The organism is Limnothrix redekei LRLZ20PSL1, assembly GCF_043235035.1.
Lineage (GTDB): Bacteria > Cyanobacteriota > Cyanobacteriia > CACIAM-69d > CACIAM-69d > CACIAM-69d.
Map to the genome: position 1 here is coordinate 193,069 of NZ_JAZAQF010000059.1, position 18,061 is coordinate 211,129.

15 protein-coding genes and 1 pseudogene are annotated in these 18,061 nt (G+C 52.8%); 6 read left to right on the top strand and 10 right to left on the bottom strand.

The annotated features are described in order from the left end of the window. Positions 1 to 187: 187 nt before the first annotated feature. Entirely contained in the window at positions 188 to 997 is an 810-nt protein-coding gene (locus VPK24_RS10555; protein ID WP_393013197.1) for a DnaJ domain-containing protein, read from the top strand. 92 nt (positions 998 to 1,089) lie between these two features. Further along, positions 1,090 to 2,262, top strand: a complete 1,173-nt coding sequence (locus VPK24_RS10560) for a pyridoxal-phosphate-dependent aminotransferase family protein (RefSeq protein ID WP_393012943.1) — start codon at positions 1,090 to 1,092, stop codon at positions 2,260 to 2,262. A gap of 7 nt (positions 2,263 to 2,269) precedes the next feature. Here VPK24_RS10560 and mgtE read toward each other — a convergent pair whose 3' ends face one another. The 4 genes from mgtE to VPK24_RS10580 all read right to left on the bottom strand — a co-directional run bounded on the left by mgtE (position 2,270) and on the right by VPK24_RS10580 (position 7,978). Further along, complete coding sequence (mgtE, locus tag VPK24_RS10565) at positions 2,270 to 3,679, bottom strand: magnesium transporter (protein ID WP_393012946.1); 1,410 nt, start codon at positions 3,677 to 3,679, stop codon at positions 2,270 to 2,272. A 280-nt stretch (positions 3,680 to 3,959) separates the two neighbouring features. Beyond that, positions 3,960 to 5,885, bottom strand: a complete 1,926-nt coding sequence (locus VPK24_RS10570; protein ID WP_393013200.1) for a protein kinase domain-containing protein — start codon at positions 5,883 to 5,885, stop codon at positions 3,960 to 3,962. Positions 5,886 to 6,006: 121 nt separating this feature from the next. Further along, positions 6,007 to 7,344 (bottom strand): sensor histidine kinase, encoded by a 1,338-nt coding sequence (locus VPK24_RS10575; RefSeq protein WP_393012949.1) that lies wholly within the window; start codon positions 7,342 to 7,344, stop codon positions 6,007 to 6,009. 241 nt (positions 7,345 to 7,585) lie between these two features. Then, entirely contained in the window at positions 7,586 to 7,978 is a 393-nt protein-coding gene (locus tag VPK24_RS10580) for a winged helix-turn-helix transcriptional regulator (RefSeq protein WP_234406874.1), read from the bottom strand. A 136-nt stretch (positions 7,979 to 8,114) separates the two neighbouring features. Between VPK24_RS10580 and VPK24_RS10585 the strand changes: the two genes are divergently transcribed. Then, positions 8,115 to 8,240, top strand: coding sequence for a hypothetical protein (locus VPK24_RS10585; RefSeq protein WP_393012951.1), 126 nt, complete (start codon positions 8,115 to 8,117; stop codon positions 8,238 to 8,240). A gap of 1,122 nt (positions 8,241 to 9,362) precedes the next feature. Further along, positions 9,363 to 11,825 carry a phosphoenolpyruvate synthase gene (gene ppsA, locus VPK24_RS10590; RefSeq protein WP_393012953.1) on the top strand — a complete coding sequence of 821 codons (2,463 nt, stop codon included), beginning with the start codon at positions 9,363 to 9,365 and terminating at the stop codon, positions 11,823 to 11,825. A gap of 11 nt (positions 11,826 to 11,836) precedes the next feature. Here ppsA and VPK24_RS10595 read toward each other — a convergent pair. The 5 genes and pseudogenes from VPK24_RS10595 to VPK24_RS10615 form a co-directional block, all read right to left on the bottom strand. Beyond that, a pseudogene (locus VPK24_RS10595) lies at positions 11,837 to 11,983 on the bottom strand (ABC transporter ATP-binding protein); the annotation flags it as partial. Positions 11,984 to 12,074: 91 nt separating this feature from the next. Beyond that, a complete protein-coding gene (locus VPK24_RS10600; protein WP_393012956.1) occupies positions 12,075 to 12,491 on the bottom strand; it encodes a hypothetical protein in 417 nt (138 codons plus the stop codon). 30 nt (positions 12,492 to 12,521) lie between these two features. Then, on the bottom strand, positions 12,522 to 12,962 hold the full coding sequence (locus VPK24_RS10605; protein ID WP_393012959.1) for a hypothetical protein: 441 nt from the start codon (positions 12,960 to 12,962) through the stop codon (positions 12,522 to 12,524). Positions 12,963 to 13,125: 163 nt separating this feature from the next. Further along, a complete protein-coding gene (locus VPK24_RS10610) occupies positions 13,126 to 13,317 on the bottom strand; it encodes a hypothetical protein (protein WP_393012962.1) in 192 nt (63 codons plus the stop codon). Positions 13,318 to 13,376: 59 nt separating this feature from the next. Further along, positions 13,377 to 13,721: a hypothetical protein gene (locus VPK24_RS10615; protein ID WP_393012965.1), complete on the bottom strand. Its 345-nt coding sequence runs from the start codon at positions 13,719 to 13,721 to the stop codon at positions 13,377 to 13,379. 201 nt (positions 13,722 to 13,922) lie between these two features. Here VPK24_RS10615 and VPK24_RS10620 point away from each other — a divergent pair, with 201 nt between their 5' ends. Then, positions 13,923 to 15,767, top strand: coding sequence for an AAA family ATPase (locus VPK24_RS10620; RefSeq protein ID WP_393012968.1), 1,845 nt, complete (start codon positions 13,923 to 13,925; stop codon positions 15,765 to 15,767). 78 nt (positions 15,768 to 15,845) lie between these two features. Then, the gene (locus VPK24_RS10625; RefSeq protein ID WP_393012971.1) at positions 15,846 to 17,168 is read left to right on the top strand and encodes a hypothetical protein; all 1,323 of its coding nucleotides are present in this window, start codon (positions 15,846 to 15,848) and stop codon (positions 17,166 to 17,168) included. Between the two features lie 21 nt (positions 17,169 to 17,189). On the opposite strand, the gene VPK24_RS10630 is transcribed toward VPK24_RS10625, so the two are convergent. Continuing rightward, positions 17,190 to 17,924 carry an energy-coupling factor ABC transporter ATP-binding protein gene (locus VPK24_RS10630; protein ID WP_393013203.1) on the bottom strand — a complete coding sequence of 245 codons (735 nt, stop codon included), beginning with the start codon at positions 17,922 to 17,924 and terminating at the stop codon, positions 17,190 to 17,192. Between the last annotated feature and the right edge of the window lie 137 nt (positions 17,925 to 18,061).

The window sequence follows — 18,061 nt, forward strand, 5'->3', positions numbered from 1 at the left end:
GCCCCTTGCCCTATTCCTTGCCCTGACTCCATCACGTCAGGCTTAACCACAGGGCGATCGATTCTGAAAGGGGTCGATCGCCCTTAATCTTTGGGGGGTGACATGGCGTGACAAGCAAGGGCGATCGGTTATTTTTAAAAGGGTTTGGGGCAATCTTGAGGATTTTGGGTGAGGAACTGAGGTGGCTATGGCCTTGACGGTGCGGGACTGCTATCGACTGCTGGAACTGCCGCCGGGTGCTCCGGTGGCAGACATCAAGCGGGCTTATCGGCGGCTGGCCCGGCGCTACCATCCCGATTCGGGCCATCGATCAGCTTCGGCAGAAACCTTTGCGGCTTTGGCCCAGGCCTACCGGGCCCTGATGGAGCGATCGGGGCGGCCCAGTGCGACGGTTCCTTGGTCTGGGTCGTCGTCGGCTGCGGTTGCTGCGCCGTCTCCCCCGCCGCCCGCTGCCCGATCGCCCCAGTCGCCACCCCCACCGGCTGCGTCCCCGCCGTCGCCTCGGGAACCCGCCCCAGCGACTAACTCAGCAACTCGCCCAGCAACGCATCAAGCGCCTGGCCCAGCGCCTAACCCAGCAACTAACCCTGGGACTAGCCCAGCATCGGCGCAGTCTAATCGCTACCAATCGACTGCGCGATCGACCGCGCGATCGACTGCGAAACCTCAAGTGCAGGTGAATCCGTCCCTGTCGCCCTTTGAGCAAGAGTTAAAGGAAAATGCGTTCCGTCGGCTCCAGGAACTGTTCCAGGGAGGCCGATTCCCCAGCGCGATCGCCCTGGCGGAGGGGTTGGCCCAACGGCTCGATCGGGATGAAGAGGTGAAACAGTGGTTGGCGATCGCCTATCACCGTTGGGGCCGGGAATTAATTAATCGAGGCCAGGGCAGCCGCGCCGAAACCTATCTGAAAAAAGCCCTCAACACCGACCCCCGCAATCGTCAGTTGTGGCTGTTGGTCGATCACGAGTTGCAGCGGCTGAGTTTGCGATCGGGCTGAGGGGCCAAGAAATCTTAATCAGGCTTCATCGTTGGGCGATCGGCCAGCTTTTATCATGGGTCAATCATAAAAGACCTGTTTTTTAGAGCCTTATGATTGCCGCAGTCCCTAACCCCACCATCTCCGCGCCCACCGTTAGCGATCGCCACCGCCTGCAAACCAGCCAACTGAACGTGCCGCCGCGTCTGCTATTGGGGCCTGGCCCCTCAAACGCTCACCCCCGAGTGCTCCAGGCGATCGGGATGCGGCAAGTGGGCCACCTCGACCCGTGCTTCATTGAGCTGATGAACGAGGTGCAAGAGCTGCTGCGCTACGCCTGGCAAACGGATAACAGCCTGACGATTCCGGTCAGTGGCACGGGCAGCGCCGCCATGGAGGCCACCCTGGCCAACCTGGTGGAGCCGGGTGACGTGGTGTTGGTGGGGGTGAATGGCTATTTTGGCCATCGGATGAGCGACATGGCCAGCCGCTACGGTGCGGAAGTGCGGCAAATTCACCGACCCTGGGGCGAGGCGTTTTCGTTAGCGGAGTTGCGATCGGCCCTGGAAGCTCACCGGCCGGCAATCCTTGGTTTAGTTCATGCGGAAACCTCCACCGGGGCCCGGCAACCCCTCGAGGGCGTGAGCGATCTCTGCCGGGAATTTGACTGTCTGCTGTTGGTGGATACGGTCACGAGCTTGGGCGGTGTGCCGCTGTTTTTGGATGCTTGGGGTGTGGATGCGGCCTACAGCGGCAGCCAAAAGTGCTTAAGCTGCCCGCCGGGAATTTCGCCCTTCACCCTGGGCGATCGCGCCTTGGCCAAGCTGCGGGCCCGCAAAACCCCTGTGGCCAACTGGTATTTGGATATGGCGCTGGTGGGCAAATATTGGGGGAGCGATCGCACCTACCACCACACCGCCCCGATCAACATGAACTACGCCCTGCGGGAGTCCCTAAGGCTGGTGGCCGAAGAGGGCCTCGAAGCTCGCTGGCAACGCCATGCCGATAATGCGCGGCTGCTGTGGGATGGGCTGGCGGCCATGGGGCTGAAATGCCAGGTGGCCGAAGAAATTCGCCTGCCGTCGCTCACCACCGTTTGCGTACCTGAGGGAGTGGATGCCAAGGCCGTGGCCCGTCGCCTGCTGGAGGATTACAACATCGAAATTGGCGGCGGCCTGGGCGAGTTGGCCGGCAAGGTTTGGCGAGTGGGGCTGATGGGCTTTAACAGTCGGCCCGAAACGGTGCTGACCCTGCTGAAGGCCCTGGAGCAAGTGCTGAATCACTAGTTCCGCTTCAACCCCCGTTGAATCGGGCTAACATGAACCGCGCCACGGTGAAATAGGTCAAAACCCCCAGCATGTCCACCGCTGTGGTGATGAAGGGCGCTGACATCAGGGCCGGGTCAAAGCCCACGCTCTGGAACAAAAAGGGCAAGACCGATCCCGCCGTGGCCGCTAGGGTGGAAATGGCCATCAGGCTCACCCCCACGGAGATGGCGACAGCGGGCGGATATTGAAACAGCATGGCCCCCACGCAAACCATCGTTCCCAGCATCATGCCCAGCAGGGCCCCAGCTACGGCTTCCCGGCGAATGACCCGCAGGGGCCCCGATCGAATCTGGTCAATGTTGAGTCCCCGAATTACCACGGTGGAGGACTGGGCCCCCACGTTCCCGCCCGTCCCAATCAGCAGCGGGATAAAGGAAGCCAAGGACACCACCTGTTTCAGGATGTCGTCCTGGCCGCGAATGATGGCCCCGGTGACCGCATTGGTAACCAACAACACCAATAACCAAACCACCCGCCGCTGGGCCACGGTCACCAGGTTGGTTTGGAAATAGTCATCATCACCGGCTTGCACCCCGCCCAAGGCGTAGATGTCTTTGGTGGCTTCTTCCTCCAAAATGTCGATCACGTCGTCCACGGTGACGATGCCCACCAGGCGGTTTTCCCGATCGACCACGGGCACGGCCAAAAAGTCGTAGCGCTGGATAATGCGGGCCACTTCCTCTTGGTCTTCATCGGTGGTGACGCTGACCACATCCCGGGTCACCAGCTCGCTCACCAACTGTTGTGGGTGAGAGGTGACGATATCCCGCAGGGAAACAATACCCGTCAGGCAGCGGGTGTTATCGGTCACGTAAAGGTAATAGATGGTTTCCGTGGTGTCCGCGAGGCGGCGAATCCGGGCCAGGGCATCATCAACGGTCATTTCCTCTTTCAGGGAAATGTATTTGGGGGTCATGATCCGGCCGGCGGTGCTGGCTTCATAACCCAACAGCAGGGCGGTGGCTTCCCGTTCCGCATGGCTCAGTTGGTCAACAATCCGTCGCACCAGTTTGGCGGGCAATTCGTCAAAGAGCTTGGCCCGATCGTCCGGCGACATTTTATCGACAATATCCAAGACTTCTTGGCGCTTGAAGTCTTCAATCAGCAGTTGTTGAACGTTGGATTCTAGGTGTTCATAAACTTCCGCCGCATCGTCTTTGGGCAAGAGCCGAAAGGCTAGGGCCTGCATGGTTTCGGGTAACCCCTCGATCGCCTCGGCAATGTCAGGGGCCTTGACGGGAACCAAGAGCGCCTTGGCTCCGGTCAGGTTGTTTTGATCCAAGAGGACTCGCAATTGTTCGCGTACGAGGTCGCGGAGTTCCCGCCGAGAAATCCCCTGAGCCGAATTCATGTCCAGCTCTTGCTCAGTGGCCATGCTCGATCCTCCTCATCGGTCGTCTTGCTTGGGATAAATTGCGTTACGGCATGGTGGGGCGATAACGATGATCGACGGCCCGGGCTGGGCCTGCCAGACTAGCCCTTAGTTTAAGGGGTTTGGCAACGGAAGTTGCTGAAAGTCCCGTTTTGCAGATGATCGGTGACTTGGGGAGTTGTGCCCCGAAGCCCGAGCATTGGTCAAGGCTACCGCCTGCTGAATGGGCTAGCGGTTGTTGCCCTGAGTTTGACCTTGAGCTGGCTTTAGGTGGGTTGCCAGATTAGGTGGGTTGCCAAATTTGAATGGTGTGATCGCCGCTGCCGCTGGCCAAGGTCAACCCATCGGGGGCGATCGCCACCGCATTGACCCACCAATCATGGCCCTTCATCACCTGCAATAGTTCCTGGTCGGCCAGGTTCCAGCTATAGACTTTGTGGTCTTCCCCACCCGCAATCAGCAGGCCCGTATGGGGCGCGATGGCGAGGGCAAAGACTGCTTCGGTGCTGTCGCGGAAAATGCGCTGGGGTTTGTCGTTGCTGGGTTGGCCGGCTTGCAGGGGCCAGAGCTTGATGGTTTTGTCTTCGCCAGCGCTGATTAGCCATTGGCCGTCGGGGGTGGCTTGCAGGGCGCAAATTCGACCCAGGTGTTGTTGCAGGCTGTGGAGCCGATCGCCCGATCGGGCATCCCAAAAGCCAATTAGCCCATCGCTGCATCCGCCAATTAGCACCTGGCCATCGTGGCTCCAGGCCAGGGCGGGAATCGGTCGGCTGTGGGCGCGCCAACTGTGGAGCAGTTCGCCGCTGCGCCAGTTCCACAACACCAAGCGCCCATCGTCGCCACTGCTGGCGAGGGTTTGACCATCAGGCGAGAGGGCGATCGCGCTGACCCAATCTTGGTGATGCTTGAGGCAATGGCGTGCGGGGCCGCCGGTGATCGGCCAAACCCGCACGGTGCGATCGCTGCTGGCAGAAATCAGGCTGTCCCCATCGGGGCTAAAGAGCAGGGCCGTGATTCGCCCATCATGACCATCCCAAGCGGCTTGCAAGCTGGCCGTGGCCCACTGCCAAAGGCGAATTTGGCGATCGCCCCCGGCGCTGGCCAGCCATTGCCCATTGGGGCTAAAGGCCAGGGCGCAGATCCGATCGCTGTGGGCCGCGATCGTGACGGTGGGTCGCCACTTATAGCGCCCGAGATCCCGGGTGACCGAGGGACTGGGCGCGACCGAGGGGGATGTGTCGCCTTCCGTGAGGGCGGCGATCACGGCTTCGGCGCTGGGGTAACGCTCGCTGACGCGATCGCTCAGCAGTCGATCGAGCACTTGCCCCAGGCGGGGATCAACCGATCGCCCCTGTTCTTGCAGGCGATCGCTCCATACCCACCGACCCGCCAAAGGATCAAACAACTCCTCCGGTGCATGGCCCGTGAGCGCAAACAAACTCGTAGCCGCCAGGCTGTAAAGATCGCTGGCCGGATAGGCATGGCCACTTCGCAATTGTTCCAAGGGCGCGTAGCCCTCCGTGCCCACCCGGGTTCCCCCCCGGGTCACCGTTTCACCCGTCAGTTGCTTGGCCACGCCAAAGTCAATCAAGACCGGCTTTTCGCCCGACTCCGGCAGCACAATGTTGTCCGGCTTAATGTCCCGGTGAATCACATTGCGTCCATGGACAAACTGCAACACTGGCAGCAAATCCAACAGGAGCGATCGCACCGCCGCCTCGCTCCAGGGGCCCACGCGGGCCACCCGCTGGGCCAACGTGTCCCCCGCAATGAATTGCTGCACCAAGTAGAGCCGGCCCCCTTCCGCAAAATAGGCGTAGAGGGCGGGAATTTGGGGATGTTCGCCCAATTCCGCTAACCGTTGGGCCTCTTCGGCAAAGAGCTGCTCGTATTTGTCGTAGCTGCTGTCTTGGGCGATCGTGCCGGTGAGAGAGTCCGTCGCCAATAAACCGCGACTGATGGAACCCCCGGCGATCGAGTGAATTGGGTTGCCGCCCTGGGGCGAAAACTGTTTGATGATGCAAGGTTGCTGGAGTCGATCGAGGTCAATGGCCAAATAACTGCGGCCAAATCCCCCTTGCCCCACCGGCCGCACCGGTTGATAGCGATTGCGCAACTGTGCCACCAAGGCTGCCCCGCAGGATTGGCAAAATTGGGCATCATCCCGATTCATCGGTTGATGACAGTGCGGATTTAAGCAGCAAACCATACCGCACAGGGCAGCAATCACCCTTTGATTGAGTTGCTTCCATGTTAAGCCAAGGATCCAAGCCTCAACAGCCTGAATGGGGACAATCGGCGCAGTTGCGGCCCATGGTGACCGCCGCTCCCTAGGCCAGAGGCAACCGAATCACCACTTCCAGACCGCCACTGGGGCGATCGAGCAAATCCAACTGCCCCCCATGGCGCGAAGTGATGATGTGATGGGTTGCCGTGAGGCCCGTTTCCTTGACCCGGTGGCGATCGAGTTGGAAATTTTCCAAAATTTGCTGGCGCTGAATAGCCGTCAACCCTGGGCCATTATCCGCGATCGACACCACCGCCCAGGAATGAGCCGTCGCATCCTGTTCCACCCAAGTGTTGATTTCGATGTAGGGCTGTTCCGCCGCGCTCAGGGTCACCGCCTTGAGTTGGGCCCGCGTTCCCCGCTCCAACAGCACATCCACCGCATTCACCAGCACCGCCATCAATGCTCGATCGATCTGACTGCCATAGCAACAAACCGGCGGCAACGAACCGTAATTGCGCACAAACTCAATCTGCACCGACAAGCGGCTTTGCAGCAGCAGCACAATACTATTCAGCCGTTGGTGCAAATCCGTTGGATGCGGATACACATCATCGAGATGGCAAAAATTTTGCAAACTGCTGACAATCGCCTTCAGCCGTTCCGCCCCATTGCGCAAACTACTGAGCAACAGCGGCAAATCATCCCGCAAAAAGTCAAAATCCACCGACTCTTCCAAGTTGGTAATCGTCCAGGGGATTGGTTGCTTAGACTGTTCTGCCCAATCTCGGTAGGCATCCACCAACTGCACCAACTGTTCCCCGTAAGATCCCAGATGGGTCAGGTTGCCCCAAATGAACCCCACCGGATCCAGAATTTGGTGTGCCACCCCATCCACCAACCGCCCCAGGCTGGCCAACTTGTCGTTTTGAATCGCCTGGAGCTGCATTCGTTCATAGCGAGCCTGGGTTTCAATGCCGCGAATTTGCCAATCCGCCACAATCAAAGCGCGCGTGTCCAGCAGCCGAGGGCCTTCGGCACATTGCACGACGATCGGATCCGTCAACAGCCCGATCGTGCGGCTCACGGCCCGTTTCATGGCCTGGACGATCGGTAACTCCACCGGCAAAGTTAGGCAATCTCGCTCCAAATAGCCCCATAGGGCCTGTAGCGGCTGCTCCAAAATGGCTGCCCCCGAAGGCCGAATGGCAAATTCCAATAATTGCTGGCGGGTAATCACCCCCTCCAGCCGGCCGCGATCGATCACGATCGCCCCAGGAACCCGGGGATAACGGGCCAGCCAGCTCGCCAGCGCGAACCCCGAAACCGCCACATCCACCATGCAGTCATAGCTTGGTAAATCCGCCAGGGTTGCCTCCAGCCCCAAAGACGAACTGGCCGGCTCGTGCAACACCGGGGGGCATAGGCTCTTGTCACTCATCAGCAAAAACGGGTCTCAAGCTCCGTCCTGTGGGGCCGGCTGTTGTGGGGCCTGCGTGAATGGTTGTTCGGGCTAAGCCAGGATTCCCGTTGATTAACCCCAGTGGGGGCGCTTCAACCGGGAATATCAGGTTTCAGCTTATCCCGAACTTTAGTTTCCAAACAGTCCCAGCCCGGTACAGTCCTCGTCTGGTGCTGTCCCAGTCCAGTCCCAGCCCAGCACAACTCCAGCCCGGCCGAGCCTAAACGACCGTCAACTTAGCGTTGGGGTGACAACCACAGGGATCGTCGCTATCGACCCATTTCAAACCCAATTGCGCCATCGCCTGCATGACTGGTTCCACCTCCTGACCCTTGGCCGTCAAAGCATATTCCACGTGGGGCGGCACCTCGGGATAGACCCGCCGCACAATTAAGCCGTGGCGCTCCAGACCCCGCAGCCGTTGGGTGAGGGTTTTGCTGCTAATGCCGGGTAACAGCATCATTAGCTCACTGGGCCGCCGTGGCTGATCGCGCAGCAGCCGCAAAATCAAGATCGACCATTTATGACCGATCGCTTCCAAAACCACCTGGATTGGGCAAGCACTATCGGTGCAGGTTTGCTCAGCCGTCATCAACCCCTGTTGTTTACCCATGGTTGTGCCTCCTAAAACACACTGGGAATGATTGATTTCCCCCTCCCAGCTCCACCCTTTGTGGATCCTCAAACATGAGGAATTGAGAAATGAATGAGAGTTTTGAGATCGCCGGTCTAGACGTTGACTGGGTGCTGTGACTGCCGAATGGTGGGCAGTGCCAGATGCACAGGGCGATCGCCCCTTGGGCCTAGCCAGCCCTGTGAGCGGTCATTGCCACCGGTTGCACCTCGCGGGCCTGCGCCAGTGGGGCAACTGGTGAGTCAGCGGCGTACTAGCCGTAAAACCGCCCGTGACCTGGCCGTAGACACATCATCGTTAACGCACGATCGTTCAAGGCACGATAGCCCATGCTTGATCCATCGTCGGCAGTGGTTGCTATTACCACCATGACGATTGGATAAGATAACCATTTACTCATCATACGCACTGAATTACGTCATCCCAAGCCAAAAATTGCGATAACACAGCTTCTGTGCATGGTTTTGGGAATTGGGGGCTGATGGTGTCCACAGTGAGGGCTGACAAGAAGCAGCAACCCAAAAACTGACTGATTTGATTTAAATCACCACCGAGTTAAGGGATTTCAGCGGCTAAGAATTGATAGAAATCTAATCAGCAGGCATGGAAACTTAAAGTCTCTGAACTAAAAGTCAGGAAACTTCAAACTTTTTCAGGGAGTTCTCAAGGACTCAAAGACGTTTCGGATATTTTTATTTTCCTTTAGATTGCCCTCAATCGTCAAATCAGATTGAATTCTTTACTTTCGGATTCCAAGAATCAACTTGGAAATGACCTTGCCTAAATCACGTCCTTTGAGGAACGATTGAAGTATCTCCTTCCATAAAGGTCAAGTTCAGCAAATTTCAAAATAGTCGGCAAATGATTGGACTATTTTGTCAATGGGTTCACAAACTCTCTTAACATGATCATTTGATCGAGCTATTCGGTGGATCCCGGTGACGGTTCTTCAGATTTTGATCGATTCCCACATTTCATTAAAGATTACGAATTATTAAGATCTGAGATCGCCGTTATTGTTGCATGGACTTGATAAAGATTGATTCCAGCGGAGCACTGTAGTTTCGCATGATCTGACCATTAATGTCAGGTTTTGATCGTTAACTTGCCTTAAATCGTGAATTTCGATAAACGGTGATGCAGGTTTTTGGTTGCAATGCTGCTCAAGGATTAGTGCCATTTGGCTGGCCCCGCGAACCATTAGAGGATCAATGAACCGAATTTTAGCGGAGGTTGGATGACAACCGTTGTTTCTGATGGTGGTTTGCTCAATATGGAATCAACAAAAGGATTCCTGACAATAATTGCCGGTTGCAAATTCCGTTCTTGAAGATTATTCAAGGTTGTTTTGAGGTCTTTGGTTATGACACATGCCACGTCAGTGCCTCATGCCCGCCCTGCGGCCGATCGCGATCGGGCGTTAGTGCTTTGGTTCGATCAAGTGGGCATTGCCGATTTGCCTTTGGTCGGCGGCAAGAATGCCTCTTTGGGGGAAATGATTCGTCAGTTGACCGCGAAGGGCGTGCGTGTTCCGAACGGATTTGCCACCACGGCGTTTGCCTACCGGTCGTTTATTCAAGAATCGGGGTTAGAAGCCAAGCTGCGGGACATTTTTGCCACCTTAGATGTGGATAATGGCGAAAGTTTGCGGCGGTGCGGTCAAAAGGCTCGGAATTTGATTTTGCACGCGGAATTTCCGATGAATTTGCAAGAGGAAATCACCCGGGCTTACCAGGCGCTCTGTTCGCAATACGGGGCGGATGTGGATGTGGCGGTGCGATCGAGCGCCACGGCGGAAGATTTGCCCGATGCCAGCTTTGCGGGGCAACAGGAAACCTATCTGAACGTCCATGGCATGGCGGCGGTGCTGGAAGCCTGTAAACGCTGCTTTGCGTCGATTTTCACCGATCGCGCCATTTCCTACCGCCAAATTAAGGGCTTTGACCACTTTGAAGTGGCCCTGTCCGTGGGGGTGCAAAAGATGGTGCGCTCCGACATGGACAGTTCGGGCGTGATTTTCACCCTGGACACGGAAACCGGCTTCCGGGATGTGGTGCTGGTGACGGCGGCCTATGGTTTGGGCGAAAACGTGGTGCAAGGGGCGGTGAACCCCGATGAATACGTGGTCTTTAAGCCCACCTTGGCCCAGGACAAGCGGCCCATTCTGAGTAAGCGGCTGGGCACGAAAGAGATCAAGATGATCTACGCGCCGGGCAGCACTAAACCCACCAAAAATGTGCCGGTGGCCGTGGCCGATCGCAACCGCTATGCGATCGGGGACGATGACATTGTGCAACTGGCCCGCTGGGCGGTGATCATTGAGGATCACTATTCCGAAGTGCGTGGCGTGCCGACTCCGATGGACATCGAGTGGGCCAAAGATGGGCAAACGGGCGATTTGTTTATTGTGCAAGCCCGCCCGGAAACGGTGCAGTCCCAACGCAGCGGGAACGTGCTGCAAAACTACGTGATTACGCTGCCGCCGGAACAACGGCCACCGGTGGTGATTACCGGTCGCAGCGTCGGTGAAAAGGTGGGCCGCGGTCGAGCACGGGTGATTTTGGACGTGCATCGCATTGACGAGTTCGAGGCAGGTGAAGTGCTGGTGACCAACCGCACGGATCCGGACTGGGAACCGATCATGAAGAAGGCCAGTGCGATCGTCACCAACCAAGGTGGGCGCACCTGTCACGCGGCGATCATTGCCCGCGAAATGGGCATCCCGGCGATCGTGGGGGCCGGCAACGCCACCAGTGCCGTGGAAACGGGACAAATGCTTACGGTGTCCTGTTGTGAAGGGGACGAAGGCAAGGTCTATGCCGGAGAAGTGCCCTTTGAGATTAAGGAAACTCGCCTGGATAATTTGCCCCGACCCAAGACCCAGATCTTGATGAACGTGGGCAACCCGGAAGAGGCGTTCAGTCTGGCCTCGTTGCCCTGTGATGGGGTGGGTTTGGCTCGGTTGGAGTTCATTATTGCCAACCACATCCAAGTACACCCGATGGCGCTGATCCAGTACGACAAGCTGGAGGATAAGTCGGTGCGTAAGCAGGTGGGCGAGTTGACGCACCTGTATAAGACCAATCGTCCGCAATACTATGTGGAGAAGCTGGCCCAAGGGGTGGGCACGATCGCGGCGGCCTTCTATCCCAAACCGGTGATTGTGCGGATGTCGGATTTCAAGACCAATGAATATGCCAACCTGCTGGGCGGGCGGCAATTCGAGCCGATCGAAGAAAACCCGATGATTGGCTGGCGCGGCGCATCTCGCTACTACGATCCGAAATTCCGGGCCGCCTTTGCGTTGGAATGCCAGGCCCTGAAACGGGTGCGGGACGATATGGGCTTAACCAATGTGATTCCGATGATTCCGTTCTGCCGCACACCGGAAGAAGGAATGCGGGTGTTGGAGGTGATGGCGGAAAACGGCCTGAAACGGGGCGAAAACGGCTTGCAGGTCTATGTGATGTGCGAGCTGCCGAGCAACGTGATCGCGGGCGATGCCTTCAGCGAGGTGTTTGATGGGTTCTCGATCGGCTCCAATGACCTGACGCAACTCACGTTGGGTCTCGATCGCGATTCCGCATTGGTGGCGCACCTGTTCGATGAACGCTGCACGGCGGTGAAACGGATGGTGAGCATGGCGATTAAGACCGCCAAGGCCAACGGCCGCAAAATTGGGATTTGTGGTCAAGCGCCCAGTGACTACCCCGAATTTGCCCAATTCCTGGTGCAGGAGGGGATTGACTCCATCAGCTTGAACCCGGATTCGGTCTTGAAGACGCTGCTGGCGATCGCGGACATTGAAACGGAAACCGCACAATAGCCCCTGAGTGCTTACGGGGTCAGGAGCCGATCGCGCATGGCCGCTGGTTTGCCGGCGGCCACCACCCGTCCGTTTTCCAGCAAAAAAGCCCCATCGCAATAGTCCAGTTCTTCGAGGCGATGGGTCACCCACAGGGCCGTAATTCCCCGATCGTCCACTGGAAAACCAAAAATCACCTCTAGGAAAACTGGAGGTGATTAGCATTACAGAGAGTTTAATGATTAGTGCTTGATTCAAGCTAGTATCCAGTTAAGAAAACCAAGAATCTCCACTAGTTTTCCCACCGACCTTGATGTCTACTCGATACTCTTGCCCTCCGTACTTGAATTTTCGGCGAGCAGGGCTAATATCACCGTTTTTGCCAGGGTTATAGAGCCGATTGCTCTCAATCCACGTAATCACTTCAACTAGAGCTTTATTAAAATCCTTGTGTGCACCTTTGGGAAGCTCATCTTCTCCTGGACTTTTTAGAGTTGCAACAATTGCAATTGCCTCTTCCGCTGAAGGTGGACGATCAAATTCTCCCTGATCAGAAGTTGCGAGATTGTCTGTACCGCTCTGAAGTTGAGCAATAAATCGATATTTATTGCTTTTATTGCTCATGATTGAAGCTCCATAAGAAATGAGGTGATTTTCAAGACTAAAGATGGCTAAGAAAACCATCATGAATAGAAAAATTCTTGGTTCCAGATAATTCTAGTTCATCAGAATTTTTCTGGTAAGTTGTTCAAAATCATCACAAGCATTAACCAATTTCAGTACAATTTGTCTGAAATGACTAGAATTCAACAAGGTCATTTCAGCATTGTGCATGATAGAAAAAACCAACTTTTCATCAATCTCTTCAATACACCAAAAACCGACCTTATACTTGCAATTTTCTTGAAGTAGATAAGTTGAAAGGGCACCTGGAACTTGTTGAGCGCTTTGGAACTTCAGTCCACTAGGACAGGAAAACTCAAGTGTGTCGTCATGTCGAATGATAAACACAGTTTGAGTAGTACCAGAGTTAGCAGTGAATTTTAGAATAGCGCGACGACTGTTGAGATCGGAAATTACCCAGCTCAACTGATTGCAATACCCACGTATCGTGGACTGAAAGTTTCGGTCAGAGAAAAGATCAATATCAACAGCCACAATATTCTCCAGGAGTAGTCAATGACTTAGTTGGGCAGCGGAGAAAGGGTAGTGCTGTAATTCAGTAGTGACGAGCCAGTGAACAGCTTGTGGTGCAAGCAATCAGTTGCCAACAATCATCACCTCACAGGCACTACCAAATGACAATTCAATCTCCTATCCACTACTTGTTGATTCGATTCCCAGTAGAGCAGTAGTAGTCTCCTACATGGAGAGCAATAGATTCAACGGATGCCGTGCCAGCAAATTCATTGCCAACATAAACTTCCTTAGTTCCTTCATCCCAATAAACTGGGTAGTAGGATGGAGTATAAGCCGTTGGTTTCGCAACTTCACCCACTTTCTTTCTGGCCATCTGACTAATTCTCCTTGGATGTTTTTGAGAGTTGATTCAACCTTGAAGATTTCATGGTTTTAAGAGATCCTAAATGCAGATTTGAAAATTTGCCAAATGAATGCGAAAGATAAAATCACCATGCCAATGATTGGATACATGGCCCAATACCAGACTGGATGATGAATTTCATTGAACTTAAATCTGTATTGCGTACCTGCAACCAGAAAAAGAATGAAGAGTCCGTAGACGTTGTATGCGAATGCACCAAAGATAAGCAAAGGTATTAGCATGGCAATATTGCCATCAGTCCAGCTACCTGAAGTTAACCCTACAACGCCAAGAATCAAAAAAATACTTGCACCGATGCCACTCCAAATTGCCAAAATTCTGACATTGAATGGTGTAACTGCATCAATGTCCATCTATCTCGTGATCCTCCAAATTGGAAAATATGCCTATCTCGATAAAATCATCGGCTCTTCGTTCATGAATTATCGAGATATCAGCAATACTAGGGCTGACTATATATCCCAAGCAAACTCTTCCAGCAAAACTTAAAAACCATTTAAAAGTAATGACTAAACAATATTTTTCTAAAAAGCCTTGGGATATCCCAAGGCTTTTTGGCACTAAAGGGCAAAAATTACTTACCCAGAGAGGAATTAAAAACTTACGTCCGAAATTATTTTGAGAAGCTATCTCAAAGCCCTTTATCCAACCTTGGGAAAATCGTTGGAAATTTTCCCAAAATCAGCCTAAAATGTATTGCCCACAGGACTTTCAAGGCGTATCATGTGAAAAACCTTGGGAGCCTTTTGGGACTTATGAGCATTGGGCAAAGTAAGGGTCGCAACGTAAGCTGGAAGAAGGGAAAAGAACTAGCCCCTGATCTTGTCGAATCACTCTGTTCGGTAGCAGATGAGAGCTGGGCAGCAGAAGACAGTGCCGCTTCGCTTGAAATAATTCAGGCAAAAGTGCGAGTTGCGTGGGAACAGCCAGGTCGAAACCAACTGTCATGGGTGCTCCGGGTCAAAGGCACAACCCTTCAAAACCTAGTATTTTTACTGAGAAGCTTTAAGAATAAATTTTGTGAAATTGATGACAATATACTCAAATCCGATGTTAGAAATGCACTGCATTGCTTAGAAAAACTTGGAATTTTAGAAGATAAGCGAGAAGAAACTAACTCGACGACAAGAACCGGCTCAAAAACCTGGAGATTTTTGCTGCGTTTTAAAACTCATAGCTACGATGGTGTTGATTCTGTCCTACAGGAACTTAGTGATCGCTGGGATCAGGGACGAGCAAAACAATCCACTCAATCTGGCGATTTAGCGAGTGAGGATGGGCTTGTGCGAATTGATACTGACTCAAGTACTAAAACTGATCTGAAAACATCATCAATTACTTCGGTTCAAAGCTTGCAGCGAGTCTTAAGTCAACTCCCCCAGGAGCGCTTATTTGGCATTCAGCAGTTTCAGCAAAAGCTAGAAGCCTACCTCACCGACCCGGAAGACTCGTGGCTAATTGACGTAGTGGGAGAAGGAGGGGTTGGTAAAACATCCCTAACTGCTAAGACGGTGCGATCGGTTGTTGAAAAAGCAGATTTTAGAGATATTTCATGGGTGACAGCCAAGAAGCAATACTTTGATCTTCAAACCCAAGCAAAGGTTGATCATGAACAGAGGTCTTCTTCTAGCTTTGATGACTTGATTCTAGATATCGCCCGTGATCTCAGAATTGAGCTACCCAAGTCATCAGAACATTATTTTGGTGCACTTTGTGAAGAGATCAAGTCTCGACCTTATTTGATTGTAATTGACAACCTAGAAACTTTAGAGGGTTATAAGTCGATCTTATCCCGCTTTCGGAGTCCACTCGATCCCCAAAAGTTGATTGCGATCGAGCCTAGCAAAATCCTGATCACCTCACGGGTCAAATTGCGTTCTGGTCTCATCGGTGTCAGAGAGCTACCAATGACAGGTATTGATCGCAGCTCAACGATCGAGCTGATTCGAGACCGAGGCCAAAATATTGATCGAATTGCCGAGGCCGATGATGAGGATTTAATGCCCATTTACGATACGTCTCGGGGTATTCCACTGATCACTCACCTCATTGTGAATACTATTGCTAAATACGACTTTCCCTTGCAAGAAATTCTACAGCAAATTGCTGGGCTTGATGACCTCCGAGAGTTTCTGTATGAAGATTCTGTGGCATCTTTATCCCCAGCATCTTTAAAGTGCTTATGCGTCATTGCAGCTAGCGAAAATGGTTACGCCATTTCATATGATATTTTGCAAGGAAAAGTTGAGTTGGATGATGCTGAATTTAAAGAATGCCTTGCTGAACTGAGCCAGTATCATCTCCTAGAAAAAGTCGGCTCATCATTGCATCGCTACCCACGCTATAAGATTCATAGTTTTCTCCATCAGTTCATGAACGAATCTTATCGGGCGCAGTAGAAAAGTTATATGAATCTTCTCGAGATCAGACAGAAAAATCGAGACCAAATTACTCGGAGCCTCACTGCTCTTTCCTTTATGGAGCAAGCGATCGCTACTCTCAATAGCTTTGCTCAAAAAGACCTTCGGAAAGGCGATGAACAGTATGAAGAAATTATTACCGCCCAAGACTTGGATCACTTACTCAGTGCATTAACGCAGGTAAGAGGCAACATAGAGGTCATTGAATTAAGAGAATATAATATTGAAAAATACAGAGAATATTTTCTGGAATTTCAAAGATGGGAACCATTACTACAGGAAATCAACTCTTTACTGCAAGATTTGCGTATTGCAAAACGTCAGATATCATTTTCTCTGAGATTTACTGAGTATTTTTGCCTAGTGAATTCAAGTCTGGCTGTGCCAGAGAGCGAACAATCATTCAAAGACTGCCTCCATGATTCGTCTTATGCCATGGAAGATCGAATTACGGCTGGACTCGAATTGGCTCAATATTATATCAATAATAGTAACTATGGTGATTCATTGCAATGTCTGGGTCAAGTTTATCAGCTAATCCAAATTTCTTTGTCTAAAAAAGACTATTTTTTAGGGTACTATCACCTACTCACTGCTCATTGTGCTTTTTACCAGATACACCTAATCAAAGCTCATCATGAATTTTTAATTGCTAAAAATCATTTGACCTTGGCTCTCCAAAATGAAGACACAAAAGAAGCAAACTTCAGAATGCAAACCTGCTTGCATTATATGGGACGAAACTATAATGCATATTTCAACCTTAATCAAGCAATCCATCACTATGTTGATGCTCAAAAAATGTTCGAGGATATTTGGAATAAATTTTCATTACCATACAGAACTGCAGCAACCGCTTTTTATCATTTAAGAATGGCTGACGCACTCGAAGCCTTAAAAATATCTCGATCAGCTCGCTTTCACTATCAAGAAAGCCTCCGACTCTTTGAAAAAAGTAAAAGTAAGGCAATCGCTCAAACTAGACTATCTGAGATTAAACGGCTGTCGCAGCAAGACTTTCCAGAACTGATCTCTAGTCATGATCTCTTTCTTGAGAAAGAGCGTCGTTATCAACAGGAGGTATTGAATGTGATCGAGATGGATTACAAGCGTGGTGAAATTGAAGGTTTAACTTGGCTGTTACAGCTATATATTCAGCATTTGAAATTAAAACCAGCTTGGAAAACTATCAAGCGCTTGAATAGATTTCAAACTGAAAATGATCAATACTCTTTTGTAAATTTTTGGCTCTTGGTATTTTCCATGCTGTGTTGGGATGTCATTGCTCCTATTTATATTCATGGGTTTCTACGGTTTGTAAAACCCAATTTTTTGCTAACTGAATGCCCTTGTGATGAGTGTCGAGCGCGTCAATTTTGACTAATTGCTGAAGTTGATCAATTAAGGATGGCGATTGGTCTGCTTGCCGGTCAGGAGCCGATCGCGCATGGCCGCTGGTTTGCCGGCGGCCACCACCCGTCCGTTTTCCAGCAAAAAAGCCCCATCGCAATAGTCCAGTTCTTCGAGGCGATGGGTCACCCACAGGGCCGTAATTCCCCGATCGTCCACCAACTGCCGCACACAGCGCACCAAGTCCAATTGACTGTCGGGGTCGAGCAGGGCGGTGGGTTCATCGAGCAACAAGACTTCGCAACGGGTGGCGATCGCTCCGGCAATGGCCACCCGTTGCTTTTGGCCGCCACTGAGGGCGTAGATCGGGCGGCGTTCTAAGTCCAAAATATTGAGTTCAGCCAGGGCGTTGCGGATTCGATCGCGCGTTTCGATCGCCGACAAATTCTCTTCAGCTAACCCAAAGGCCACATCTGCCCCCACCGTGGGCATCACCAATTGGCGATCGGGATTTTGGAACACAAAGCCCACGGGCCGCCGCAACAACACCTCGCCCGCGCTCGGTTGGTTCAACCCCGCCAAGAGCTGCATCAGGGTTGATTTACCGCTGCCATTGGTTCCCAGCAACATCCAAAATTCCCCGGCGGGCACGCTCAGGGAACAGTTTTTCAGGACGGGTTTATCGGTTGCCCACTGGAACGAGACCTGCCGCACCGCGATCGCTGGTTCCGTCGCCCGATCGTTTGGGAACAATCCCCGCTCATCCGGTTTGGGCTGGCCTTGCATGGGGGCGATCGTCCTTAACAGTGCGCGATAGAGATGTTGAACCGTCCGCAAGACCGATCCAATCACAGGGCAACCTCAACCCAACGAACCAGCATGATGGTGCTCAAATCCGTTGAGGAGCAAGGGGCTTAAGCCCC